Origin of the sequence: Streptomyces sp. NPDC006435 (assembly GCF_040612315.1) — a bacterium.
GTDB lineage: Bacteria > Actinomycetota > Actinomycetes > Streptomycetales > Streptomycetaceae > Streptomyces.
Genome location: NZ_JBEXPY010000009.1, coordinates 77,207 through 96,247, shown reverse-complemented (window position 1 = coordinate 96,247; position 19,041 = coordinate 77,207). Strand labels below are relative to the sequence as shown.

Below are 19,041 nucleotides of genomic sequence, written 5' to 3'. Positions count from 1 at the left end.
CCCGAAGGGGTGGAATGCGCGCCTCCGGCCGCCATCTGACGCCCCCTCTCCCGGCTGCCCGGAAGGCCCGTCCCCGCCCCGGCCCGGCGGGGGCTAGCGTGGCCGGGTGCCCTACTTCGACACCGCTTCCTCCGCTCCCCTGCACCCCGTCGCACGCCAGGCGCTGCTTGCCGCGCTGGACGAGGGCTGGGCCGATCCGGCCAGGCTCCACCGCGAGGGGCGGCGGGCCGGGCTGCTGCTGGACGCCGCCCGGGAGGCCGCCGCCGAGGCCGTCGGCTGCCGGCCGGACGAGCTCACGTTCACCCCTTCGGGTACCCGGGCGGTGCACACCGGAATTTCCGGGGCGCTCGCGGGCCGTCGGCGTGTCGGCCGTCATCTGGTCGTCTCCTCGGTCGAACACTCGTCGGTACTCCATTCGGCCGCCGCCCACGAGGCCGAGGGCGGCTCGGTCTCCGAGGTGGCGGTGGACCGCTCGGGGGCGGTGAGCGCGGCGGAGTGGGCGGAGGCGCTGCGGGCGGACACCGCGCTGGCCTGTCTGCAGTCCGCCAACCACGAGGTCGGCACCGAGCAGCCGGTGGCGGAGGTCGCGGAGGTCTGCCGGGAGGCGGGGGTGCCGCTGCTGGTGGACGCGGCTCAGTCGCTGGGCCGGACGCCGGTGCCGGGCGGCTGGTCGCTGCTGGTGGGCAGCGCCCACAAGTGGGGCGGGCCCTCGGGGGTGGGTCTGCTGGCGGTGCGCAAGGGGGTGCGGTTCGCGCCGCGGGGGCCGGTCGACGAGCGGGAGTCCGGGCGGGCGGCGGGGTTCGAGAACATTCCGGCGATCGTCGCCGCGGCGGCCTCGCTGCGGGCGGTGCGGGCCGGGGCGGAGGCCGAGGCCGCGCGGCTGCGGGTCCTGGTGGACCGGATCAGGAGCCGGGTGCCGGAGCTGGTGCCCGATGTGGAGGTGGTCGGCGATCCGGTGCGGCGGCTGCCGCACCTGGTGACCTTCTCCTGTCTCTATGTCGACGGGGAGGCCCTGCTGCACGAGCTGGACCGGGCGGGTTTCTCCGTGTCGTCCGGCTCGTCCTGCACCAGCAGCACGCTGACGCCGAGCCATGTGCTCAGGGCGATGGGGGTGCTGTCGGAGGGGAACGTACGGGTCTCGCTGCCGGACGGCACCCGCGACGAGGAGGTCGACGACTTCCTGGAGGCGCTGCCCCGGGCGGTGGCGGAGGTACGGGCGAGGCTCGGCGCGCCCGCGTCGGCGGCCCCCTCCCCCTCCCCGGCCGCGTCCCTGGTGGTCGACGCGCTCGGGAAGCGCTGCCCGATCCCGGTGATCGAGCTCGCAAAGGTGATCGGGGAGGTACCGGTGGGCGGGACGGTGACGGTGCTCTCCGACGACGAGGCGGCGCGTCTGGACATTCCCGCCTGGTGCGCGATGCGCGAGCAGGAGTACGTGGGCGAGGAGCCGGCGGAACGCGGCTCGGCTCATGTGGTCCGCCGGCTCGTCTGAGGAGCCCGTCGGGCGGCCTCCGGCCGGGTCCGCGCCCGGCCGGAGGTCACCCGGCATCCGTCGGGTCAGGCCAGGTGGACACGGACCTCGGCGGCGGCGTCGTGGCCGTACGCCTTGGTGAAGCGGTCCATGAAGTGGGCGCGGCGCAGGGTGTACTCCTGGGTGCCGACCGTCTCGATGACCAGGGTGGCCAGCATGCAGCCGACCTGGGCGGCGCGCTCCAGGCCGACGCCCCAGGCGAGACCGGAGAGGAATCCGGCGCGGAAGGCGTCGCCGACACCGGTCGGGTCGGCCTTGCTCTCCTCCTCCGGGCAGCCGACCTCGATCGGGTCCTCGCCCACGCGCTCGATCCGGACGCCGCGGGAGCCGAGCGTGGTGACCCGGTGGCCGACCTTGCTCAGGATCTCCTCGTCGGTCCAGCCGGTCTTGGACTCGATGAGCCCCTTCTCGTACTCGTTGGAGAAGAGGTACGTGGCGCCGTCGAGGAGGATCCGGATCTCCTCGCCGTCCATCCGGGCGATCTGCTGCGAGAAGTCGGCGGCGAACGGGATGCCCCGGGAGCGGCACTCCTCGGTGTGGCGGAGCATGCCCTCGGGGTCGTCGGCGCCGATCGAGACGAGGTCGAGGCCGCCCACCCGGTCGGCGACGGCCTGCAGCTCGATGAGCCGGGCCTCGCTCATCGCGCCCGTGTAGAAGGAGCCGATCTGGTTGTGGTCGGCGTCCGTGGTGCAGACGAAGCGGGCGGTGTGCAGGACCTCGGAGATCCGGACCGAACCGGTGTCGACGCCGTGCCGGTCGAGCCAGGCGCGGTACTCGTCGAAGTCGGAGCCCGCGGCGCCGACCAGGATCGGGTTCGTACCGAGCAGACCCATGCCGAAGCAGATGTTGGCGGCGACACCGCCCCGGCGCACGTCGAGGTTGTCGACCAGGAAGGAGAGCGAGACCGTGTGCAGCTGATCCGCGACCAGCTGGTCGGTGAAACGGCCGGGGAAGGTCATGAGGTGATCGGTGGCGATGGAGCCGGTGACTGCGATTCGCACGGGGAGACTGCTCCTGCGGAGATCGGGGGGAACGGCTGGCGGTGTTCCCGGGGCGGCGTGACAGTTCACGCTACCCGTTCCCCGGACCCGGCTGAAGCGGGGAAAACTACCCGATAGTAGGGCTTTCTTCCTGAGCTGTGTGATGCCTACGGTGCGGTTATGTCGAACCACAACGCCACGCGCGAGTCCGAGATGAGCCTGGCCGAGCTGCGCGGGGACTGCGCACGGATGGCTCCGCACTGGGTGGCCCACCCGAAGTCTGCCCCTGTTCCGGTGGCTCCGTCCCGGATTCACGGGGTCACCGTGCCCGCGGCCTCCGCCCGGCTGGTCGATGCCATGCCCGAGTACGGCGACTGATTCCGGCCGGTATCGGCACGTTGCCGGTACCGGCAGCGATCGCGCCCCGCCCCGGAGGGAACCGCTCGCGCCCCTGCCCCGTCCCACCGTTGTCCCCGGACCCCGGGGACGGACGACGGGCCGGATCACGGCATGTGACGGCCACGCAGGCGAAGGAGCGATCCGGTGAGCACCGAGCGACCCGACAACGACGTGACCGGCCCCCGGCGGCGTTCGCCGCTCGCCGTGGCCTCGGTGGCGGCAGCCGTACTGCTGGCCGGGGGTGGCGGCGCCTACTGGGCCGCGACCGCCGCCGACGGTGACCGCGCGACGACCGGCAGTGCGGACGACAGCGGCGGCGCCCCTCCCCCGCTGGCCCTGGACGCCGGATCGGACGGGCCCGCGCGGTCCGACGGGCCCGTGCGGGGCATCGCACCGGGCGAGCCCGACCCGAACGGCGGCCGGGTGGTCTACCGGGTGTCCGGCGAGCTGCCCCAGGGACCCGACAGGGCCGCGGTGCGGCGCGCGACGGGCACCGTCTCGGCCGCCGAGGTGACCCGGCTGGCGAAGGCGCTGGGGCTGCCGGGGACGCCGCGGGCGGAGGGCACGACCTGGACGGTGGGGTCCGCCGGGGACGGCTCGGGCCCGGTCCTGCGGGTGGAGAAGCAGGCCCCGGGCACCTGGACCTTCAGCCGCTACGGCTCCGGCGGCACCGACAACTGCCGTGACACCAAGGTCTGTTCGAGCCAGAAGGTGTCCCCGGGCGGCTCCGGCGACCCGGCGGGCGAGAGCGTCGCCAAGGCCGCCGCGACCCCGATCCTGAAGGCGGTGGGGCAGGACGACGCCGCGCTCGACACCCGCCAGCTCATGGGCTCGGTACGGGTGGTGAACGCCGACCCGAAGGTGGGCGGGCTTCCCACGTACGGCTGGTCGACCGGCATCCAGGTGGGCCCCGGCGGCGAAGTGGTGGGTGGTACGGGGAACCTGAAGGCCCCGGAGAAGAGCGACAGCTATCCGGTGATCAGTGCGGGCGAGGCGCTGAAGCAGCTGAACGGGCGCTCGATGCGCGGGGGCCTGCAGAAGGACATCGGCGGCTGCGCCACCCCCGTACCGCTGCAGGACGGGAAGGGCGACCCGAGGAAGCAGCCGAAGGTGGACTGCGCACGGAGCGCGGCGGAGCAGCCGCCGACGACGACCGTGACGGTCGAGAAGGCGGTCTTCGGCCTGTCGATGCAGTACGTGGCGGGCGAGCGGACGCTCGTGCCGTCCTGGCTCTTCTCGGTGCGGCAGGCCGCCGGGACTCCGGGCACCACGCTGCCGCGGGTCGCCGTGGACCCCTCGTACCTGACGAAGGACGCACCGGCGACGAACGCGCCCGTGCCGACGCCGACCCCGTCCCCCGGGGACGGCGAGAAGTCCGGCCGGCTGCTGTCGTACAGCGCCGACGGGCGGACCCTGTCGGTGAAGTTCTGGGGCGGCGTGTGCAGCACGTACACCGCGAGCGCGGCCGAGGACGGGAACCGGGTCACGGTGACGGTGACGGAGACGAAGCAGCCCGGGAAGAAGGTCTGCATCGCGATCGCCAAGGAGCTGACCCGCACGGTGACGCTGGACGCGCCGCTCGGTGACCGGAAGGTGGTCGACGCGACCTCGGGCGGCGCCGTGCCCCGCGGCTGAGCCGCACGCGCCCACGACGACGGCGGCGGTGGTCCCTGGTCGGGGACCACCGCCGCCGTCGTGCCGTTCCGCCGTTCCCGGGGTCCGCGCGCCCTGTCCGGGCGCGCGGCCCGCGAGGGGTCAGCTGAAGGAGTCCCCGCAGGCGCAGGAGCCCGTGGCGTTGGGGTTGTCGATCGTGAAGCCCTGCTTCTCGATGGTGTCGACGAAGTCGATGGAGGCGCCGCCCAGGTACGGGGCGCTCATCCGGTCGGTGACGACCTTGACGCCGTCGAAGTCCTTCACGACGTCCCCGTCGAGCGAACGCTCGTCGAAGAAGAGCTGGTAGCGCAGGCCCGAGCAGCCGCCGGGCTGGACGGCGACGCGCAGCGCCAGGTCGTCACGGCCTTCCTGCTCCAGAAGGCTCTTGACCTTGGCTGCGGCGGCGTCGGACAGGAGGATGCCGTCGCTCACGGTGGTGGTCTCGTCCGATACGGACATCTGCTTCTCTCCCGGGTTGTACGGAGACTGCTTGCCGACGTTGCAACCGTCGGAGCCGCGGATTCATTCCGGGCCGAGCGCTTGCCTGTTCCATTCATGCTCGCACACCGCTCCCGCGGGGGGATGCGTCACATCGACACTATGGCCGTCGTCAAAGTGACGTGAACCGGATATGATAGATAGCGTCAATTAGACGAAAAGGCTTTCGCAGAAGCTTTCAGCAGAGAAGAAAGGGTGCGTGACGTGACCACGGCCCACCCCGCCCAGGAACTCGACGTCCAGCCGACGCCCCTCGCCCTGCTCCTGCTCGGCCGCGAGGCCGACCCCCGCAGCGAGCGCGGCGTCGAGTGCCCCGGCGACCTGCCATCACCGTCCGACCCGGACCTGGTGGAGCGCGCCCGCGCCGCCAAGGAGAAGCTCGGGGACAAGGTGTTCGTCCTCGGCCACCACTACCAGCGCGACGAGGTCATCCAGTTCGCGGACGTCACCGGTGACTCCTTCAAGCTCGCCCGGGACGCGGCGGCGCGGCCGGAGGCCGAGTACATCGTCTTCTGCGGCGTGCACTTCATGGCCGAGTCCGCGGACATCCTGACCACGGACGACCAGAAGGTCGTGCTGCCGGACCTGGCGGCGGGCTGTTCCATGGCGGACATGGCCACCGCCGAGCAGGTCGCCGAGTGCTGGGACGTGCTGACCGAGGCCGGGATCGCCGAGCAGGTCGTGCCCGTCTCGTACATGAACTCCTCCGCCGACATCAAGGCGTTCACCGGGCGGCACGGCGGCACCATCTGCACCTCGTCCAACGCCCAGCGGGCCCTGGAGTGGGCCTTCGAGCAGGGGGAACCCTCGGCGACCAAGGTGCTCTTCCTGCCCGACCAGCACCTCGGCCGGAACACCGCGGTCCGGGACCTGGGGATGTCGCTGGAGGACTGCGTCCTCTACAACCCGCACAAGCCGAACGGCGGCCTGACCGCCGAGGAGCTGCGGAACGCGAAGATGATCCTGTGGCGCGGACACTGCTCGGTGCACGGCCGCTTCTCGGTCGAGTCCGTGAACGACGTGCGCGAGCGGATACCGGGCGTCAACGTCCTGGTGCACCCGGAGTGCAAGCACGAGGTCGTGGCCGCGGCCGATCACGTGGGCTCGACGGAGTACATCATCAAGGCCCTGGAGGCGGCCCCGGCCGGCTCGAAGTGGGCGATCGGCACCGAGCTGAACCTGGTGCGCCGCCTGGCGAACCGGTTCGCGGCCGAGGACAAGGAGATCGTCTTCCTCGACCGGACGGTGTGCTTCTGCTCGACGATGAACCGCATCGACCTGCCGCACCTGGTGTGGGCCCTGGAGTCGCTGGTCGAGGGCAACCTCGTCAACCGGATCGAGGTCGACCCGGAGACGGAGAAGTACGCGAAGCTGGCGCTGGAGCGGATGCTGGCGCTGCCGTAGCCGCGGCCCCGCAGGGCCCCGGGGCGCCTTCGGGCGTTTCCCGGGGCCTTTCGCGTGGGCGGTGGAGGCGGGGCCGGTTTTCCCCGTACGCCCCTCGGGACGTCCGTACCGTAACTACGCTGCTACTCACCGCAGCGAACGTTTCAGGGGGTACGGCACCGCATGACTTCTCGCAGCCCGGTGGACGACCTGGTGGTCGTCGTCCCGGGCATTCTCGGCAGCCGGCTGGCCGACGCGGACGGGCACGAGGTCTGGGGCCTCTCGGGCCGGGCCCTTCTCCGGGGCATCCGCACCCTCGGCCGGTCCGTCAAGGACCTGACGCTCCCCGCGGACCTGGGCGACGGGCACCCGGGCGACGGCGTGCGCCCGCTCGGTTTGATGCACGACCTGCACGGGCTGCCGGGCGTCTGGACGCTCGTGGACGGCTACGACGGCTTCCTGGACTGGCTGGAGCGCCACTTCACGCTGCACCGCCGGGGCGACGGGGAGGAGGCCGACGCCCCCGCCAACCTGGTCGGCTTCGCGTACGACTGGCGGCTGTCCTGCCGCTACAACGCGGACCGGCTGGCCGAGCGGGTGGACGAGGAGCTCGGCCGCTGGCGGGCCTCGGCGCCGGAGCGGGCGGAGGCCCGGGTCGTCCTCGTCTGCCACTCCATGGGCGGCCTGGTCGCCCGCCAGTACGTCGAGCGGTGCGGAGGCGCGGAGGTCACCCGGCGCGTGATCACGCTCGGCACGCCGTACCGGGGCTCCCTGGACGCCCTGCTCTCCCTGGTCGACGGGGTGGGACCGGCCCGTATCGGCCTCGCCCCGTTCGCCCGCAGCCTTCCGTCCCTGCACCAGCTGACCCCCGACTACGCCTGCCTGACCACGACCGCCGGCACGCCGCTGCGGTACGCGCGCGAGGTCACCGGGCTGCCCGGCGTCGACGCGGCGCTGTTGCGGGACGCGGAGCTGTTCCACGCCGGCCTGCGGGAGTCGGGGGCGGGAGCGGCGTACGGGGTGGAGTACGTGCCGATCAGCGGGGTGCTCCAGCCGACCCCGACCACCGCCGAGGTCCGGGGCGAGGGACTGACCGGACTGCTCACGATCGACGGAACCGACGAGGGCGGCGACGGCCGCGTGCCCAGGCTGTCCAGCGCCCATGTGGGAGCGGGACGGCCCGCGTACACGCCCTGGGAGAAGCACGGCTCGCTCCAGAACAACACGGCGCTGCGCCAGGCCCTCCACAACTGGCTCACCCCGGACCCACCGGTGCACCGGGGCCCGGGGGCCGCGGACGTCCCGCTGGTGGTGGACGCCCCGGACTCGATCACCGAGGGCGAGGTGTACGAGCTGCGGGCCTCGGTCCCGCCGGACGTACGGGGTCACGACCGGGTGGCCGTCTTCGCGGCGGCCGAGGGGGGACCGGTGCGGACGCTGAACAACCTGGGCGGGGGCCGTTACGCGGCGCGCCTGGCCGGACTTCCGGCGGGAGCGCACCGGGTGCGGGTGAGTACGGGGCACGCGGGCCATGTCGTGATGACCGCGCTGGTACTGGTGCTGGAGGGCGGGGCGGACGATGGTGCGTGAGACGGGCGTGGTGGGGAACGACGGACGGGCGACGGGGCATGAGGCGGACGGGGCAGGCGTGGCGGATGACGGCGGACGCGAGCCGGTGGCGTCGGCGCTGTGCGTGGTGTGCGAGGAGTACGCCGACGAGCGGAGCTTTCCCCGGCTGACCGGGGCGGTGGCCCAGATGGAGGGGATCGCCGGGCTGCTGGCAGGGCTGGGGATCGCGGCGCATGTGGTGGGCGGCGGGAACCCGTCCTGGGCGGCCTTCGACGAGGCCCTCACCGCCTGGAGCGAGGGCTGGCGGGAGACGGGGGCAGCAAAGCCCGCGATCATCGTCTGGTCGGGGCACGGCGTGCTGATCGACGACGAACTGCGCCTCGCGCTCTGCGACCTGGATCTCGACGTCGAGCAGGTGATTCGTGACGCACGCGCCCTCAAGCGGGGCGTCCCGGTCGAGACGCTGGTCAATGACGCGGTGGCGTCGGGTGCCGACCAGATCCTGGTGATCATCGACACCTGCCACGCGGGGGACGCGGTGGGCCGGGGCCTGGAGAAGGCCCTGCGGCGCTGGGAGACCACGTCCACGCCGCCCGGCCAGGTGAAGTGGCTGGGAATCGTGGCGAGTTGTCGGCGCAACGAGATGTCGGACGGCAGTGGCCCCCTGCTCACCGCGTTGGCGGAGGTGCTGAAGGCCGGGCCCGCCGCCACCGAGTACCGCTCGGCATGGAGCGCCCACAACGAGCTGGTCAGCGGCCCGGACCTGCTGGCCGCGCTGAATGAGCGGTGGCGTGGCGAGGGGCAGACACCGGTGACCGCCGCCCTCGGCATCGGCCGGCCGGCCTTCCCGAACCCGCGCCATGTGCCCGGGGCACCCGCCCGGCTGGTGGAGCACCTGGTGCTCGCGGCGCGCGGGGTCGGGTACCGCGAGGAGGGCTGGTTCTTCACGGGCCGGAAGGAGGTGCTGGGCCGGATCGCCGCGTGGCTGGAGGCGGACGACGCCGGGCTCTTCCTGGTGACCGGCCCGGCGGGCTGCGGCAAGTCGGCCGTGCTGGGCCGGATCGCGACGCTCACCGATCCCGTACAGCGTAAGGAGACCGAGGCGCACGGGGGCCTGCGCGAGGACGACCCGGACCCAGGCCTGCGCCCCGACCGCTCCCTCGCCTCCGTATATCTGCGTGGCCTGAGCTCGCTCCAGGCGTCCTCGGACCTGGCCCGGCAACTCGGGCTTCCGGAACCCCGCAACGCGGACGACTTCCGGGCCGAGCTGCGCGAGTTGTCGCCGCGGCCGGTGCTGGTGCTCGACGGCCTGGACGAAGTGCCCGCCGAGCATCTCCGTTCCATGATCGAGGAGTTGGTCTTTCCGCTCAGCCGGACGGTCCCGGTCCTGCTCGGCTCCCGCGACCGTGCGTTCCGCAGCCGCCTGGCGGAGGAGGGGTACGGGGACGAATCGCTGCCGGACGCCCTGGCCCGGCTGATCGGCGCGGGGGTCACCACCGCGGACCTGGAGCGGGAGCCGCACACGCAGGAGGACATCGGTGAGTACGTGTACCGCCGGTGTACGGCCGCCGGTGTCCCGGAGGACCGGGCGCGGCAGACGGGCGACGCGGTCGCGGCGCGGGCCACGGCGGTGGGCGGCGGGTTCCTGTTCGCGCGGTTGGTGACGGGGTCGCTGCTGGCGGGGGCGGCTGTGCGTGATGCCGACGAGGACCAGTGGCTGTCCCGTCTGCCCGACTCCATCGAGGCCGCGTTCGAGGACGACTTGGTGGCGGGGCCGGTGCGGGTCCGGGCGGACGGCACCGAACTGCCGTCCGCCGCACGGGATCTGCTGACCGCGCTGGCGTGGACGGTCCGGCGCGGCATGCCCGCCGGGGGCGTGTGGGAGGAGGTCGCGAGCGCGCTGGGCGGCGGTGACGTGTCGTACGACGAGAGCGACGTGGACTGGGTGCTGTCCGCCTACGGCCGCTACATCGTCGAGGACGTGGAGGGCGGGCAGGCGGTGTTCCGGCTGTACCACCGCGAGTTCGTGTCGCATCTCGCGGGGCGGGAGGAGTCTGCTGAAGAGGTGGTGTTGAGCGCGCTCGTCACGCACGTCGAACGGCGAGCGGTGGGCGGCGACTTGGGGGCGGTCGATCCGTACGTGGTGCGGGGGCTTGCGCGGCACGCGGCTCTGGCGGGTGCACCGGGGATGGAGATGCTGCTGGGGCTGGTGGAGCGGGTCGGGGCGAGCGTGGCGCCGTATCTGGCCGAGGCGTTGCACCAATTCTCCCGGCGGCTCGGAGCGGAAGGGGATCTGGACACTGCGCTGTCCGCCGCCCGGGAGGCACTGTCGCTGTGGGAGGAACTGGAGCGGGAATCTCCCGGAAGCCATCGGGCCGCAGTGGCCCATGCCCTGATGAATGTCGCCGTCCGCTGCGCCGACACCGGCGACCGCGCGGGGGCTCTGGCACCCGCGCGGGAGGCAGTCCGCATCCAGCGGGCACTGGCCGATTCCGGAGCCGACGGCACGCTCCCGGCCCTGGTGAACTCCCTCAGCACCCTCGGCGGCAGCCTCGCAGAAGTCGGCGACCACGAAGGCGCACTCGATCCGGCACGGGAGGCCGTACGCATCTGCCGCGAACTCGCCGTACACAGCCCGGCGGCCTTCCGCCCAGGGCTCGCCCGTACGCTCACCAACCTCTCGGCGCATCTGGGTTCCAGCGGACAGCACCGGGCCGCGCTGTCACACGCGAAGGAAGCGGTCGGCATCTACCGCGAACTCGACGCGCTTCACCCTGGCGTGTTCCTGGACGATCTCGCCACCGTCCTCACCAATCTGGCAGTCCATCTCAGCCAGACCGGCGCCCACACGGACGCGCTGCCGCCCGCAGAGGACGCGGTCCGCATCCAGCGGGCCCTGGCCCGAGGCCACTTCGGCGCGCTACTCCCGTTGGCCCGCTCCCTGAACAATTTGTCCGCGCGCCGCGCCGCCGCCGGGGACCGTGCAGGGGCCCTCGCGTCCATCCAGGAGGCGGTGGACATCTACCGGGACCTCGGTTCGCGTCATCCGACCGCGTTCCGGCCCGGTCTGGCCGACGCTCTCACCAATCTGTCCCAGCGGATCTCCGCCACCGGAGACCCCGCAGGGGCGCGTGCCCCGGCTCAAGAGGCCGCGCGTCTGTACTCCAAGCTGGCTGCGGAGCACCCCGTCGCGTTCCAGGCGAAACGCGCGGTGTCCCTGAACAACCTGGCCGGAACATTCACCGACGGAGAGTCGGAATCCGCCGTGGTATTGATGCGAGAGGCCGTACGCATCCAGCGCGAACTGGCCGCAGAGCAGCCGGCCGCACACCTCCCAGCCCTCGCCGACTTCCTCCACAACCTCGCCAGGAAGCTCGTCGCTGCCGGGGACCCCGGGGCAGCCCTGCCCGAGGCCGAAGAAGCGGTGAGCGTCTCTCGCCGCCTCGTCTCGCGGGGCCCTGGCGCGTCCTCTCCCCGGCTCGCCACGACGCTCTGCCACCTGGGCACCAACCGCGTCCTCCTCGGCAACGTCTCAGGGGCACTCGCATCGACCTGGGAAGCTCTCGTCATCCAGCGCGAACTCGCCGCACAGCAGCCTGCCTTCCGGCCGGACCTCGCATCGACGCTCATCAACCTGGCCACCCACCTCAACGAAGCCGGGGACCCTGCCGCCGCGGTGCGGACAGCGGAGGAATCCGTTGTCCTCCACCGCGAACTCACCGCAGAGAACCCGGCCGCCTTCCGAGCTGACCTCGCCACCGCCCTCGCCTCTCTCGCGGCGAGTCTCGCCGCCGCAGGCAGTCCGGAGAAAGCACTCGCGCCAGCGCATGAATCCGTACGGCTATGGCGTGAAGTCGTCGCCGACCAGGCCGACGCCTTCCTTCCCAAGCTCGCCACCACCCTCAACAACCTCAGCGTGTACCTGGAGCAGAACCGCGACTTCGACGGGGCGGTGGCCACGGCGCGGGAAGCCGTCGCCATCCGTCGGAACCTGGCCATGGCGCATCCCGGAGCGTTCGAGACCATGTTCGTCACCGCTCTCAACAACCTGGCCAAATCTCTCGCCTGCACGGACGACCACACCTCGGCGGTCCACGCATTCGACGACGCTGTGGAGAGCTTCGCGACAACCCACCCCGCGACCGCCCGCCGTCTCCGCGTCGAGCGCGGCGTTTTCCTCCTGTCCTGCCCCGCCCCCCAGGCCGAGGCCGGCGTACGTGAGCTGGTGGCGTTCCTGGCCAAGGATTCCGGCGGAACAAGAGAGCCGGGAGGGCCGGACCCCGTGACCGTACGGGCCCGGCAGGCGCTGCGCGCGTACGGCGATCCCGGCGCGGTCCGCACGGCGTGGGAGGAGGAGACCTTCGCCCCCGCACCGGCGTGGCTCACCCTCTCGCCGGAGACCCGGACCCTCATCAGTTCCTGGATGTTCGCGCCCAACTGGCCCGAGTCACGCGACATCTGGTCCCAGAATGCCGAGGTGCTCAGTGGTGAGGAGGCGGCGACCGCCCTCGACGAGCTGGCGCTCCTGGACCCCCGTACCGCGCAGCGGCACATCGCGCTCCGCGAGGCCGTCCTCGCCCACGGCGTGACCGCCGCCTACGATCCGCTGATCCTCGGGGAGCAGTTGGCGGAGTGGGTGGGCTGCGCGGACTGGGCGGAGTCACGGGCCTTCCTCCGGGACCACCCCCGCCTCCTGCACACCACGCCCTCCGAGGACACCCCCCTCGCGCACGTCGCCGTTCTCGATGTCGCCCGTGCCGAAGGAGTGGACGCCGCGTACCGCCTCGTCGAGGACCGTGACGCCCTCCAGGCGTATGTGGAGAGGGCGTTGGCGGCCGGGGACGGCAACGCGCTGATGCACGCGGCCGCCGTCGAGGGGCAGGTCTTCGACGACAAGCTGTCCTCCCTCACCCACGCCCAGGCGGGCATGGTGCTGTCCGGAGTGGTCGAGAGCATCGAGCCGGGCGATCTGGCCACGCTCCTCCCCCGCGCGCCCGAGGAGACCCGTGCCCGGCTGCTGAGGGAGATCCTCGCCCTCAGCGTCCGGCACGCCCATCCGCACGGTGAGACATGGCTCCGGATCGTCCAGGCCCTCAACGGGGCCGGCTGACGCCCGCCCGCCGGTTGCGGACCGCATCGGGAGCCCGGGAGGAACAGGGAGGGCCCTGTCCCACGCAGATGCGTGGGACAGGGCCCTCCCGTCGTGCGCCGTGCATCAGGCCCGCGCGGGCTCGGCCTCCCGGGCCTCGTCCGACTCGGGTCCGGCAGGCTCCGCGATGCCCGCCTTCCTCGCCCGCTTGGCGTCCTTCTTCTTCGCGCGGCGCTCCTTGCGGAGTTCGACCATCGCGTAGAGCGTCGGGACCAGGAGCAGGGTCAGCAGGGTCGAGGTGACCAGGCCGCCGATCACCACGACGGCGAGCGGCTGCGAGATGAAGCCGCCCTCGCCGGTGACGCCGAGCGCCATCGGGAGCAGGGCGAAGATCGTCGCCAGGGCGGTCATCAGGATCGGGCGGAGCCGGTGGCGGCCGCCCTCGACGACCGCTTCGACGACGCCCATGCCCTGGGCCCGGTACTGGTTGATCAGGTCGATCAGCACGATCGCGTTGGTCACCACGATGCCGATCAGCATCAGCATGCCGATCATCGCCGGGATGCCCATCGGGGTGTCGGTGGCGACGAGCAGGCCGATCGCCCCGGTCGCCGCGAACGGGATGGAGACCAGCAGGATCAGCGGCTGGACCAGGGACCGGAAGGTCGCCACCAGCAGCATGAAGACGATCGCGATCGCCGCCAGCATGGCCAGGCCGAGCTTGGCGAACGAGTCGTTCTGGTCCTCGGTGACCCCGCCGATGGTGGCGGTGGCGCCCTCGGGGAGCTCCAGCGCGTCGATCTTCTTCTGCAGCGCGGTGCTGACCGCACCGGTGTTGTCGCTGGTGGGCTTGGCGGTGATGGTGGCGGCGCGCTGGCCGTCGATCCGGGTCATCGAGACCGGGCCGGGGACCAGCTCCACGTCGGCGACCCGGCCGAGCTCGACCGGGCCGAGGGGCAGGGCCTTCAGCTCGGCCATGGTGGTGGCCGGGTGGGCGGACTTGATGACGACGTCCCGCTCGGTGTCGTCCATGACCGCCTTGCCGGCCGGGGTGCCGCGCACCGCTCCGGCGACGGCCGCGCCGAGCGCGCTCTGGTCGAAGCCGGCGTCCGCCGCCCGGGCGTTGGGCTTCACCGAGATCCGCGGGACGCTCTGCGACAGGTCGCTCTGGACGTCGGTGACGTCATCGATCCCGGCGACCGCGCCGCGCACCTTCTCGGACGCCTTGCGCAGCACGTCCGCGTCGGCGGCCTTGACCACGACGCTGAGGTCCTGGCTGCCGAAGCCGTCGCCCGCGGAGATGGTGGTGTCACCGATGCCGTCGAGCTCGCCGAGCGCCTTGTCGATGCGCTTCTGGGTGGCGTCGAAGTCGCCCGAGTCCTTCAGGGTGACCTGGTAGGTGGCCTGGTTGGAGCCGGTACCGCCGCCGAAGGCCGCCATGAAGCCGGAGGAGCCGACGGTGACCTGGTAGTCCTTGACGCCCTTGTCGTCGGCGAGGAGCTTCTCGACCTTCCTGGCCGCCTCGTCGGCGGCCGCCAGGCTGGTGCCGGGGGTCAGCTCCTGCTTGATGGAGAGGACCTCCTGCTCGCCCTGGTCGAAGAAGTTGGTCTTCAGCAGCGGGGCCATGCCGAAGGTGCCGAGCAGCACCACGACGGCGATGACGAGGCTGGTGACACGGCGCCGGGTCGCGAAGCGGAGCACCGGGACGTACAGCCGCTGGAGCCGGCTGCGGGCCTCCTTCTCCTCCGCCTTGCGACGGGCCTCGTCCGGGTCGTCCAGGGCGGTGCCCTTGGGGGCGCGCAGGAACCAGTACGACAGGACGGGCACCACGGTCAGCGAGACCAGCAGGGAGGCCAGCAGGGCCGCGGTGACGGTCAGCGAGAAGGAGCCGAAGAGCTCGCCGACCATGCCGCCGACGAGGCCGATCGGCAGGAAGACGGCGACCGTGGTGAGGGTCGAGGAGGTGACCGCGCCGGCCACTTCCTTCACCGCGGTGATGATCGCCGACTGGCGCTCCTCGCCGTAGCCGAGGTGGCGCTTGATGTTCTCCAGGACCACGATCGAGTCGTCGACGACCCGGCCGATGGCGATGGTCAGCGCGCCGAGCGTGAGCATGTTGAGCGACAGGTCCCGGGTCCAGAGCACGATCAGCGCGAGGACCACGGAGAGCGGGATGGAGACCGCGGTGACCAGCGTCGAGCGCAGCGACGCGAGGAAGACCAGGATCACGACGACGGCGAAGAGCAGACCGAGCGCGCCTTCGGTGGTCAGGCCGGAGATCGCCTTGGAGACGGCGGGGCCCTGGTCGGAGACGACGGTCAGTTCGGCGCCGGCGCCGAGGTCCTTGCGGAGGTCGGGGAGCTTGTCCTTGACCGCGTCCGAGATCGCGACGGCGCTGCCGTCCTTGTCCATGGTGGCCATCACTGCGAGGCTCGGGCGGCCGTTCGTCCGGGTGATGGAGACCGCGGCGGCCTGCTCCTGCTCGACCTTCGCGACGTCACCGACGCGGACCGGCTTGCCGCGCTCGCCCGGTGCCGCGCCCTGGGGGGCGATCCGCAGGTCCTCGATCTGCTTCAGGGAGGTGAAGGCGCCGCCGACCTGGACGGTGCGGCTCTTGCCGGACTCGGAGAACGAACCGGCCGGGACGGTCGCGCCGCCCGCCTGGAGCGCCTGGGCGAGCGTCATGGCGTTCAGCCCGGCGGCGGCGAGCTTCTTGTCGTCGGGGGTGACGGAGACCTGGAGGTCGCGCACCCCGTCGACGGTGACCTGGCCGACGCCGCTGATGTCCTCCAGGGCGGGGACGACCGTGCGGTCCAGCTGCTCGGCGAGCGCCTGCTGGTCCTTGTCGGAGGTGACGGCGAGGACGACCGCCGGGATGTCGTCGGTCGAACCGGCGATGACCTGCGGGTCCACGTCGTCGGGAAGCAGCGCGCGGGCGCGGTTGACCGCCTGCTGGATGTCGGCGACGAGCTGCTTGGTGCCCCCGCTGTCGAAGTCGAAGGACGCCATGATGACGGCGCTGCCCTCGCTGGCGGTGGAGGTGATGCCGGTGACCCCGTCGACCGCCTCCAGGGAGTTCTCCAGCGGTTCGACGACCTGCTTCTCGACCACATCGGGGGACGCGCCCTGATAGGGGGCGAGCACCGACACCATCGGAAGCTCGATGGTGGGCAGCAGCTGCTGCTTGAGCTGCGGGATCGCGATCGCTCCGAATACGAGCGCGACGATCGAGATCAGTCCGATCAGGGCCCGTTGCGCGAGGCTGAATCTGGACAGCCAGGACATGGGTGAGGTCTCTCTTCTGTGGCTTGCGCGGCAGGTGGGGCGGGTGACTCGGGACAGACCCGGCCCAGTTACACCTTCGCTCATCGCCGGGGGCGCGGACCTCGGCCCCAGGTTCGCTTTCTCACTGCCCGCATACCGCAGGTGGAGTACGCCGAATCTCCACCCGTTACTCCACCCTGGGGCGCACCAGGCCGGATTCGTAGGCGATTACCACCAATTGCGCCCGGTCCCTGGCGCCCAGTTTCGCCATCGCCCTGTTCACATGGGTCTTGACCGTGAGCGGGCTGACGACGAGCCGCTCGGCGATCTCGTCGTTGGAGTGGCCGCCCGCGACCAGGACGAGCACCTCGCGCTCGCGGCCGGTGAGCGCGGCGAGCCGTTCCGAGTACTCCGCGGCGCTCGGGCCCTCGCCGTCCGAACTGCCGCCCTGGGCGAGGAAGGTGGCGATCAGGCCCTTGGTCGCGGCCGGTGAGAGCAGTGCCTCGCCGGCCGCGGCGATCCGGATGGCGTTGAGGAGTTCCTCGGGTTCCGCCCCCTTGCCGAGGAAGCCGGACGCCCCGGCCCGCAGCGACTGCACCACGTACTCGTCCACCTCGAAGGTGGTGAGCATGACGACCCGTACGTCCGACAGTTCCGGGTCGGCGCTGATCATGCGGGTCGCGGTGAGCCCGTCCGTACCGGGCATCCGGATGTCCATCAGCACCACGTCGGCCCGGGTGGAGCGGGCGAGTTCCACGGCCTGCGCGCCGTCCGCCGCCTCGCCGACCACCTCCATGTCCGCCTCCGAGTCGACCAGTACCCGGAACGCGCTGCGCAGCAGCGCCTGGTCGTCGACGAGCAGCACCTTGATGGGCGGTGTCATGTTTTCTCCCCCGTCCGGCCCGCCGTGTCCGGTTCCTCGGACTCCTCCTCGCGGGCCTTGACGGGCAGGATCGCATGGACCCTGAATCCGCCTCCGTAGCGGGGCCCGGCGGTGAGCGTGCCGCCGAGCGCGGTGACGCGTTCACGCATGCCGAGCAGGCCGTGGCCGCCTCCACCGCCGCCGGGCCGGTCGTGGCCGTCGCCCCCGGCCGGCGCGTCCGCGGCGCAGCAGCCCCCGCCGCCCGCGCCGTTGTCGATCACGGTGATCTCGGCGGTGGACCCGACCCGTACGACGCTCACCTCGGCCCTCGCCCCGGGGCCGGCGTGTTTGCGGACGTTGGTCAGTGCCTCCTGGATGACCCGGTACGCGGCGAGGTCGACGGCGGCGGGCAGCGGGGGGCGCCGGTCGGTGCAGGCCACCTCGACGGGGAGCCCGGCCCGGCGGACGGTGTCGACCAGTTCGTCCAGGACCGCGAGGCCGGGGGCCGGTTCGGTGGGCGCCGCGGGGTCGCCGGACTGGCGCAGCAGCCCGACCGTGGCCCGCAGTTCGTCGAGCGCGGAGCGGCTGGCCTCCCGGACGTGGGCCAGTGCTTCCTTGGCCTGGTCGGGGCGCTTGTCCATGACGTGGGCGGCCACCCCGGCCTGGACGTTGACCAGGGCGATGTGATGGGCGACGACGTCGTGCAGGTCGCGGGCGATCCGCAGCCGTTCCTCGGCGACCCTGCGCCGGGCCTCCTCGTCGCGGGTGCGTTCGGCCCGTTCGGCCCGTTCCCTGATCGCGTCGACGAACGCCCGCCTGGAGCGGACGGCGTCCCCGGCCGCCCCGGCCATGCCGGTCCAGGCGAAGACGCCGAAGTTCTCCTGGCTGTACCAGGGGGCCGAGCCGAAGAACATCGCGGCGGCCGTCAGCACCGCCATCGTCAGCAGTCCGACCCGCCAGGTGGTGGGCCGGTCGGTGCGGGCGGCGACGGTGTACAGCGCGATGACGGTGCAGGTCACCACGGGGGCGGGCGGGTCGGACCGCGTCAGTTCGGCGACCGTCAGCCCGGCGGTGGCCACGAGCACCGCCATGGGACGGCGGCGACGCCAGATGAGCGCGACGGCCCCCAGCACCATCAGGAGCACGCTGCCCGGCTCGGGTCTGCGGGTGGCGAAGACGGACCCGTCCGGTGCGCCGGGGTGGACGAAGGACCCGATGATCATGGCCACGAGCACGGCCAGGGCGAGCGCGGCGTCCAGCGCGAGGGGATGGCCGCGCACCCAGTTCCGGACGCGCCGCACCCCGGTTCCGAGGGTGGTCACGTCGAGCTACGTTACGGCGTGTCGCGCGGGGACCGGGCCGGAAGCCGCACATGGGGCCCGGACCCGGGGAACGGGCGCCCGAGGACCGGCCGGGCACGGGAACGGACCGGCGGGCCGCGCGCCGGGCCGCCCCGGACGCACCCGTGCCCCGGGTCCGGCGGGCCGGATCCGGGGCACGGGTCCCGTGCGGGCGGGTGCTGGAGGGCGCCGCGGGTCAGCCGGGGATCAGGCCGTCGTCCCGGAGCATGGCGCGCACCTCTTCGAGGGTCGCGTCGGACGACGGCAGGATCAGCTCGGACGGCTCCAGGGAGTCGTCCGGCAGGGACGTGCCGAGCTCGCGCACCCTGGCCAGGAGTGCGTGGAGCGTGGTGCGGAAGCCCGGGCCGTCCCCGCGTTCCATCTCGGCGAGCAGTTCGTCATCGAGCTCGTCGAGCTCGGCGAGATGGCTGTCGGCCAGGGCGACCTGACCCTCCCCCATGATCCGTACGATCATG

The 19,041-nt window shown here is 72.4% G+C and carries 12 protein-coding genes; 6 read left to right on the top strand and 6 right to left on the bottom strand.

All coding sequences use genetic code 11. The features are described from left to right. Positions 1-106: 106 nt before the first annotated feature. On the top strand, positions 107-1,489 hold the full coding sequence (locus tag ABZZ04_RS12660) for an aminotransferase class V-fold PLP-dependent enzyme (RefSeq protein WP_356932193.1): 1,383 nt from the start codon (positions 107-109) through the stop codon (positions 1,487-1,489). Between the two features lie 65 nt (positions 1,490-1,554). Here ABZZ04_RS12660 and ABZZ04_RS12655 read toward each other — a convergent pair whose 3' ends face one another. After that, the gene (locus tag ABZZ04_RS12655) at positions 1,555-2,529 is read right to left on the bottom strand and encodes a carbohydrate kinase family protein (protein ID WP_356932192.1); all 975 of its coding nucleotides are present in this window, start codon (positions 2,527-2,529) and stop codon (positions 1,555-1,557) included. Between the two features lie 159 nt (positions 2,530-2,688). Here ABZZ04_RS12655 and ABZZ04_RS12650 point away from each other — a divergent pair, with 159 nt between their 5' ends. Both ABZZ04_RS12650 and ABZZ04_RS12645 read left to right on the top strand, forming a co-directional pair. Then, positions 2,689-2,886: a hypothetical protein gene (locus ABZZ04_RS12650; RefSeq protein WP_356932191.1), complete on the top strand. Its 198-nt coding sequence runs from the start codon at positions 2,689-2,691 to the stop codon at positions 2,884-2,886. A gap of 165 nt (positions 2,887-3,051) precedes the next feature. Then, the gene (locus ABZZ04_RS12645; RefSeq protein WP_356932190.1) at positions 3,052-4,542 is read left to right on the top strand and encodes a hypothetical protein; all 1,491 of its coding nucleotides are present in this window, start codon (positions 3,052-3,054) and stop codon (positions 4,540-4,542) included. Between the two features lie 120 nt (positions 4,543-4,662). Here the strand turns inward: ABZZ04_RS12645 and erpA are convergent, their stop codons facing one another. Further along, a complete protein-coding gene (gene erpA / locus ABZZ04_RS12640) occupies positions 4,663-5,019 on the bottom strand; it encodes an iron-sulfur cluster insertion protein ErpA (RefSeq protein WP_189540679.1) in 357 nt (118 codons plus the stop codon). 243 nt (positions 5,020-5,262) lie between these two features. Here erpA and nadA point away from each other — a divergent pair, with 243 nt between their 5' ends. The 3 genes from nadA (at position 5,263) to ABZZ04_RS12625 (ending at position 13,120) form a co-directional block, all read left to right on the top strand. Continuing rightward, positions 5,263-6,462: a quinolinate synthase NadA gene (nadA, locus tag ABZZ04_RS12635; RefSeq protein ID WP_356932189.1), complete on the top strand. Its 1,200-nt coding sequence runs from the start codon at positions 5,263-5,265 to the stop codon at positions 6,460-6,462. Between the two features lie 162 nt (positions 6,463-6,624). Further along, positions 6,625-8,031 carry a hypothetical protein gene (locus tag ABZZ04_RS12630; protein ID WP_356932188.1) on the top strand — a complete coding sequence of 469 codons (1,407 nt, stop codon included), beginning with the start codon at positions 6,625-6,627 and terminating at the stop codon, positions 8,029-8,031. A gap of 58 nt (positions 8,032-8,089) precedes the next feature. Then, on the top strand, positions 8,090-13,120 hold the full coding sequence (locus ABZZ04_RS12625) for a tetratricopeptide repeat protein (protein ID WP_356932187.1): 5,031 nt from the start codon (positions 8,090-8,092) through the stop codon (positions 13,118-13,120). 105 nt (positions 13,121-13,225) lie between these two features. On the opposite strand, the gene ABZZ04_RS12620 is transcribed toward ABZZ04_RS12625, so the two are convergent. From ABZZ04_RS12620 to ABZZ04_RS12605, 4 genes are all read right to left on the bottom strand, one after another. Then, the gene (locus ABZZ04_RS12620) at positions 13,226-16,384 is read right to left on the bottom strand and encodes an efflux RND transporter permease subunit (RefSeq protein WP_356932186.1); all 3,159 of its coding nucleotides are present in this window, start codon (positions 16,382-16,384) and stop codon (positions 13,226-13,228) included. A 166-nt stretch (positions 16,385-16,550) separates the two neighbouring features. Next, a complete protein-coding gene (locus tag ABZZ04_RS12615) occupies positions 16,551-17,246 on the bottom strand; it encodes a response regulator transcription factor (protein ID WP_356932185.1) in 696 nt (231 codons plus the stop codon). Beyond that, on the bottom strand, positions 17,243-18,547 hold the full coding sequence (locus ABZZ04_RS12610; protein WP_356932184.1) for a histidine kinase: 1,305 nt from the start codon (positions 18,545-18,547) through the stop codon (positions 17,243-17,245). The genes ABZZ04_RS12615 and ABZZ04_RS12610 overlap by 4 nt, the downstream gene beginning before the upstream one ends. Positions 18,548-18,761: 214 nt before the next feature. Beyond that, complete coding sequence (locus tag ABZZ04_RS12605) at positions 18,762-19,040, bottom strand: hypothetical protein (RefSeq protein ID WP_356932183.1); 279 nt, start codon at positions 19,038-19,040, stop codon at positions 18,762-18,764. Position 19,041 lies beyond the last annotated feature (1 nt).

What these genes read in the sequence shown, in the direction of transcription:
- ABZZ04_RS12650 (WP_356932191.1), top strand. Translation starts at nt 2,689, where the DNA reads ATGTCGAACCACAACGCCACGCGCGAGTCCGAGATGAGCCTGGCCGAG.
- erpA (WP_189540679.1), bottom strand. Translation starts at nt 5,019, where the DNA reads ATGTCCGTATCGGACGAGACCACCACCGTGAGCGACGGCATCCTCCTG.
- ABZZ04_RS12630 (WP_356932188.1), top strand. Translation starts at nt 6,625, where the DNA reads ATGACTTCTCGCAGCCCGGTGGACGACCTGGTGGTCGTCGTCCCGGGC.
- ABZZ04_RS12620 (WP_356932186.1), bottom strand. Translation starts at nt 16,384, where the DNA reads ATGTCCTGGCTGTCCAGATTCAGCCTCGCGCAACGGGCCCTGATCGGA.
- ABZZ04_RS12615 (WP_356932185.1), bottom strand. Translation starts at nt 17,246, where the DNA reads ATGACACCGCCCATCAAGGTGCTGCTCGTCGACGACCAGGCGCTGCTG.
- ABZZ04_RS12605 (WP_356932183.1), bottom strand. Translation starts at nt 19,040, where the DNA reads ATGATCGTACGGATCATGGGGGAGGGTCAGGTCGCCCTGGCCGACAGC.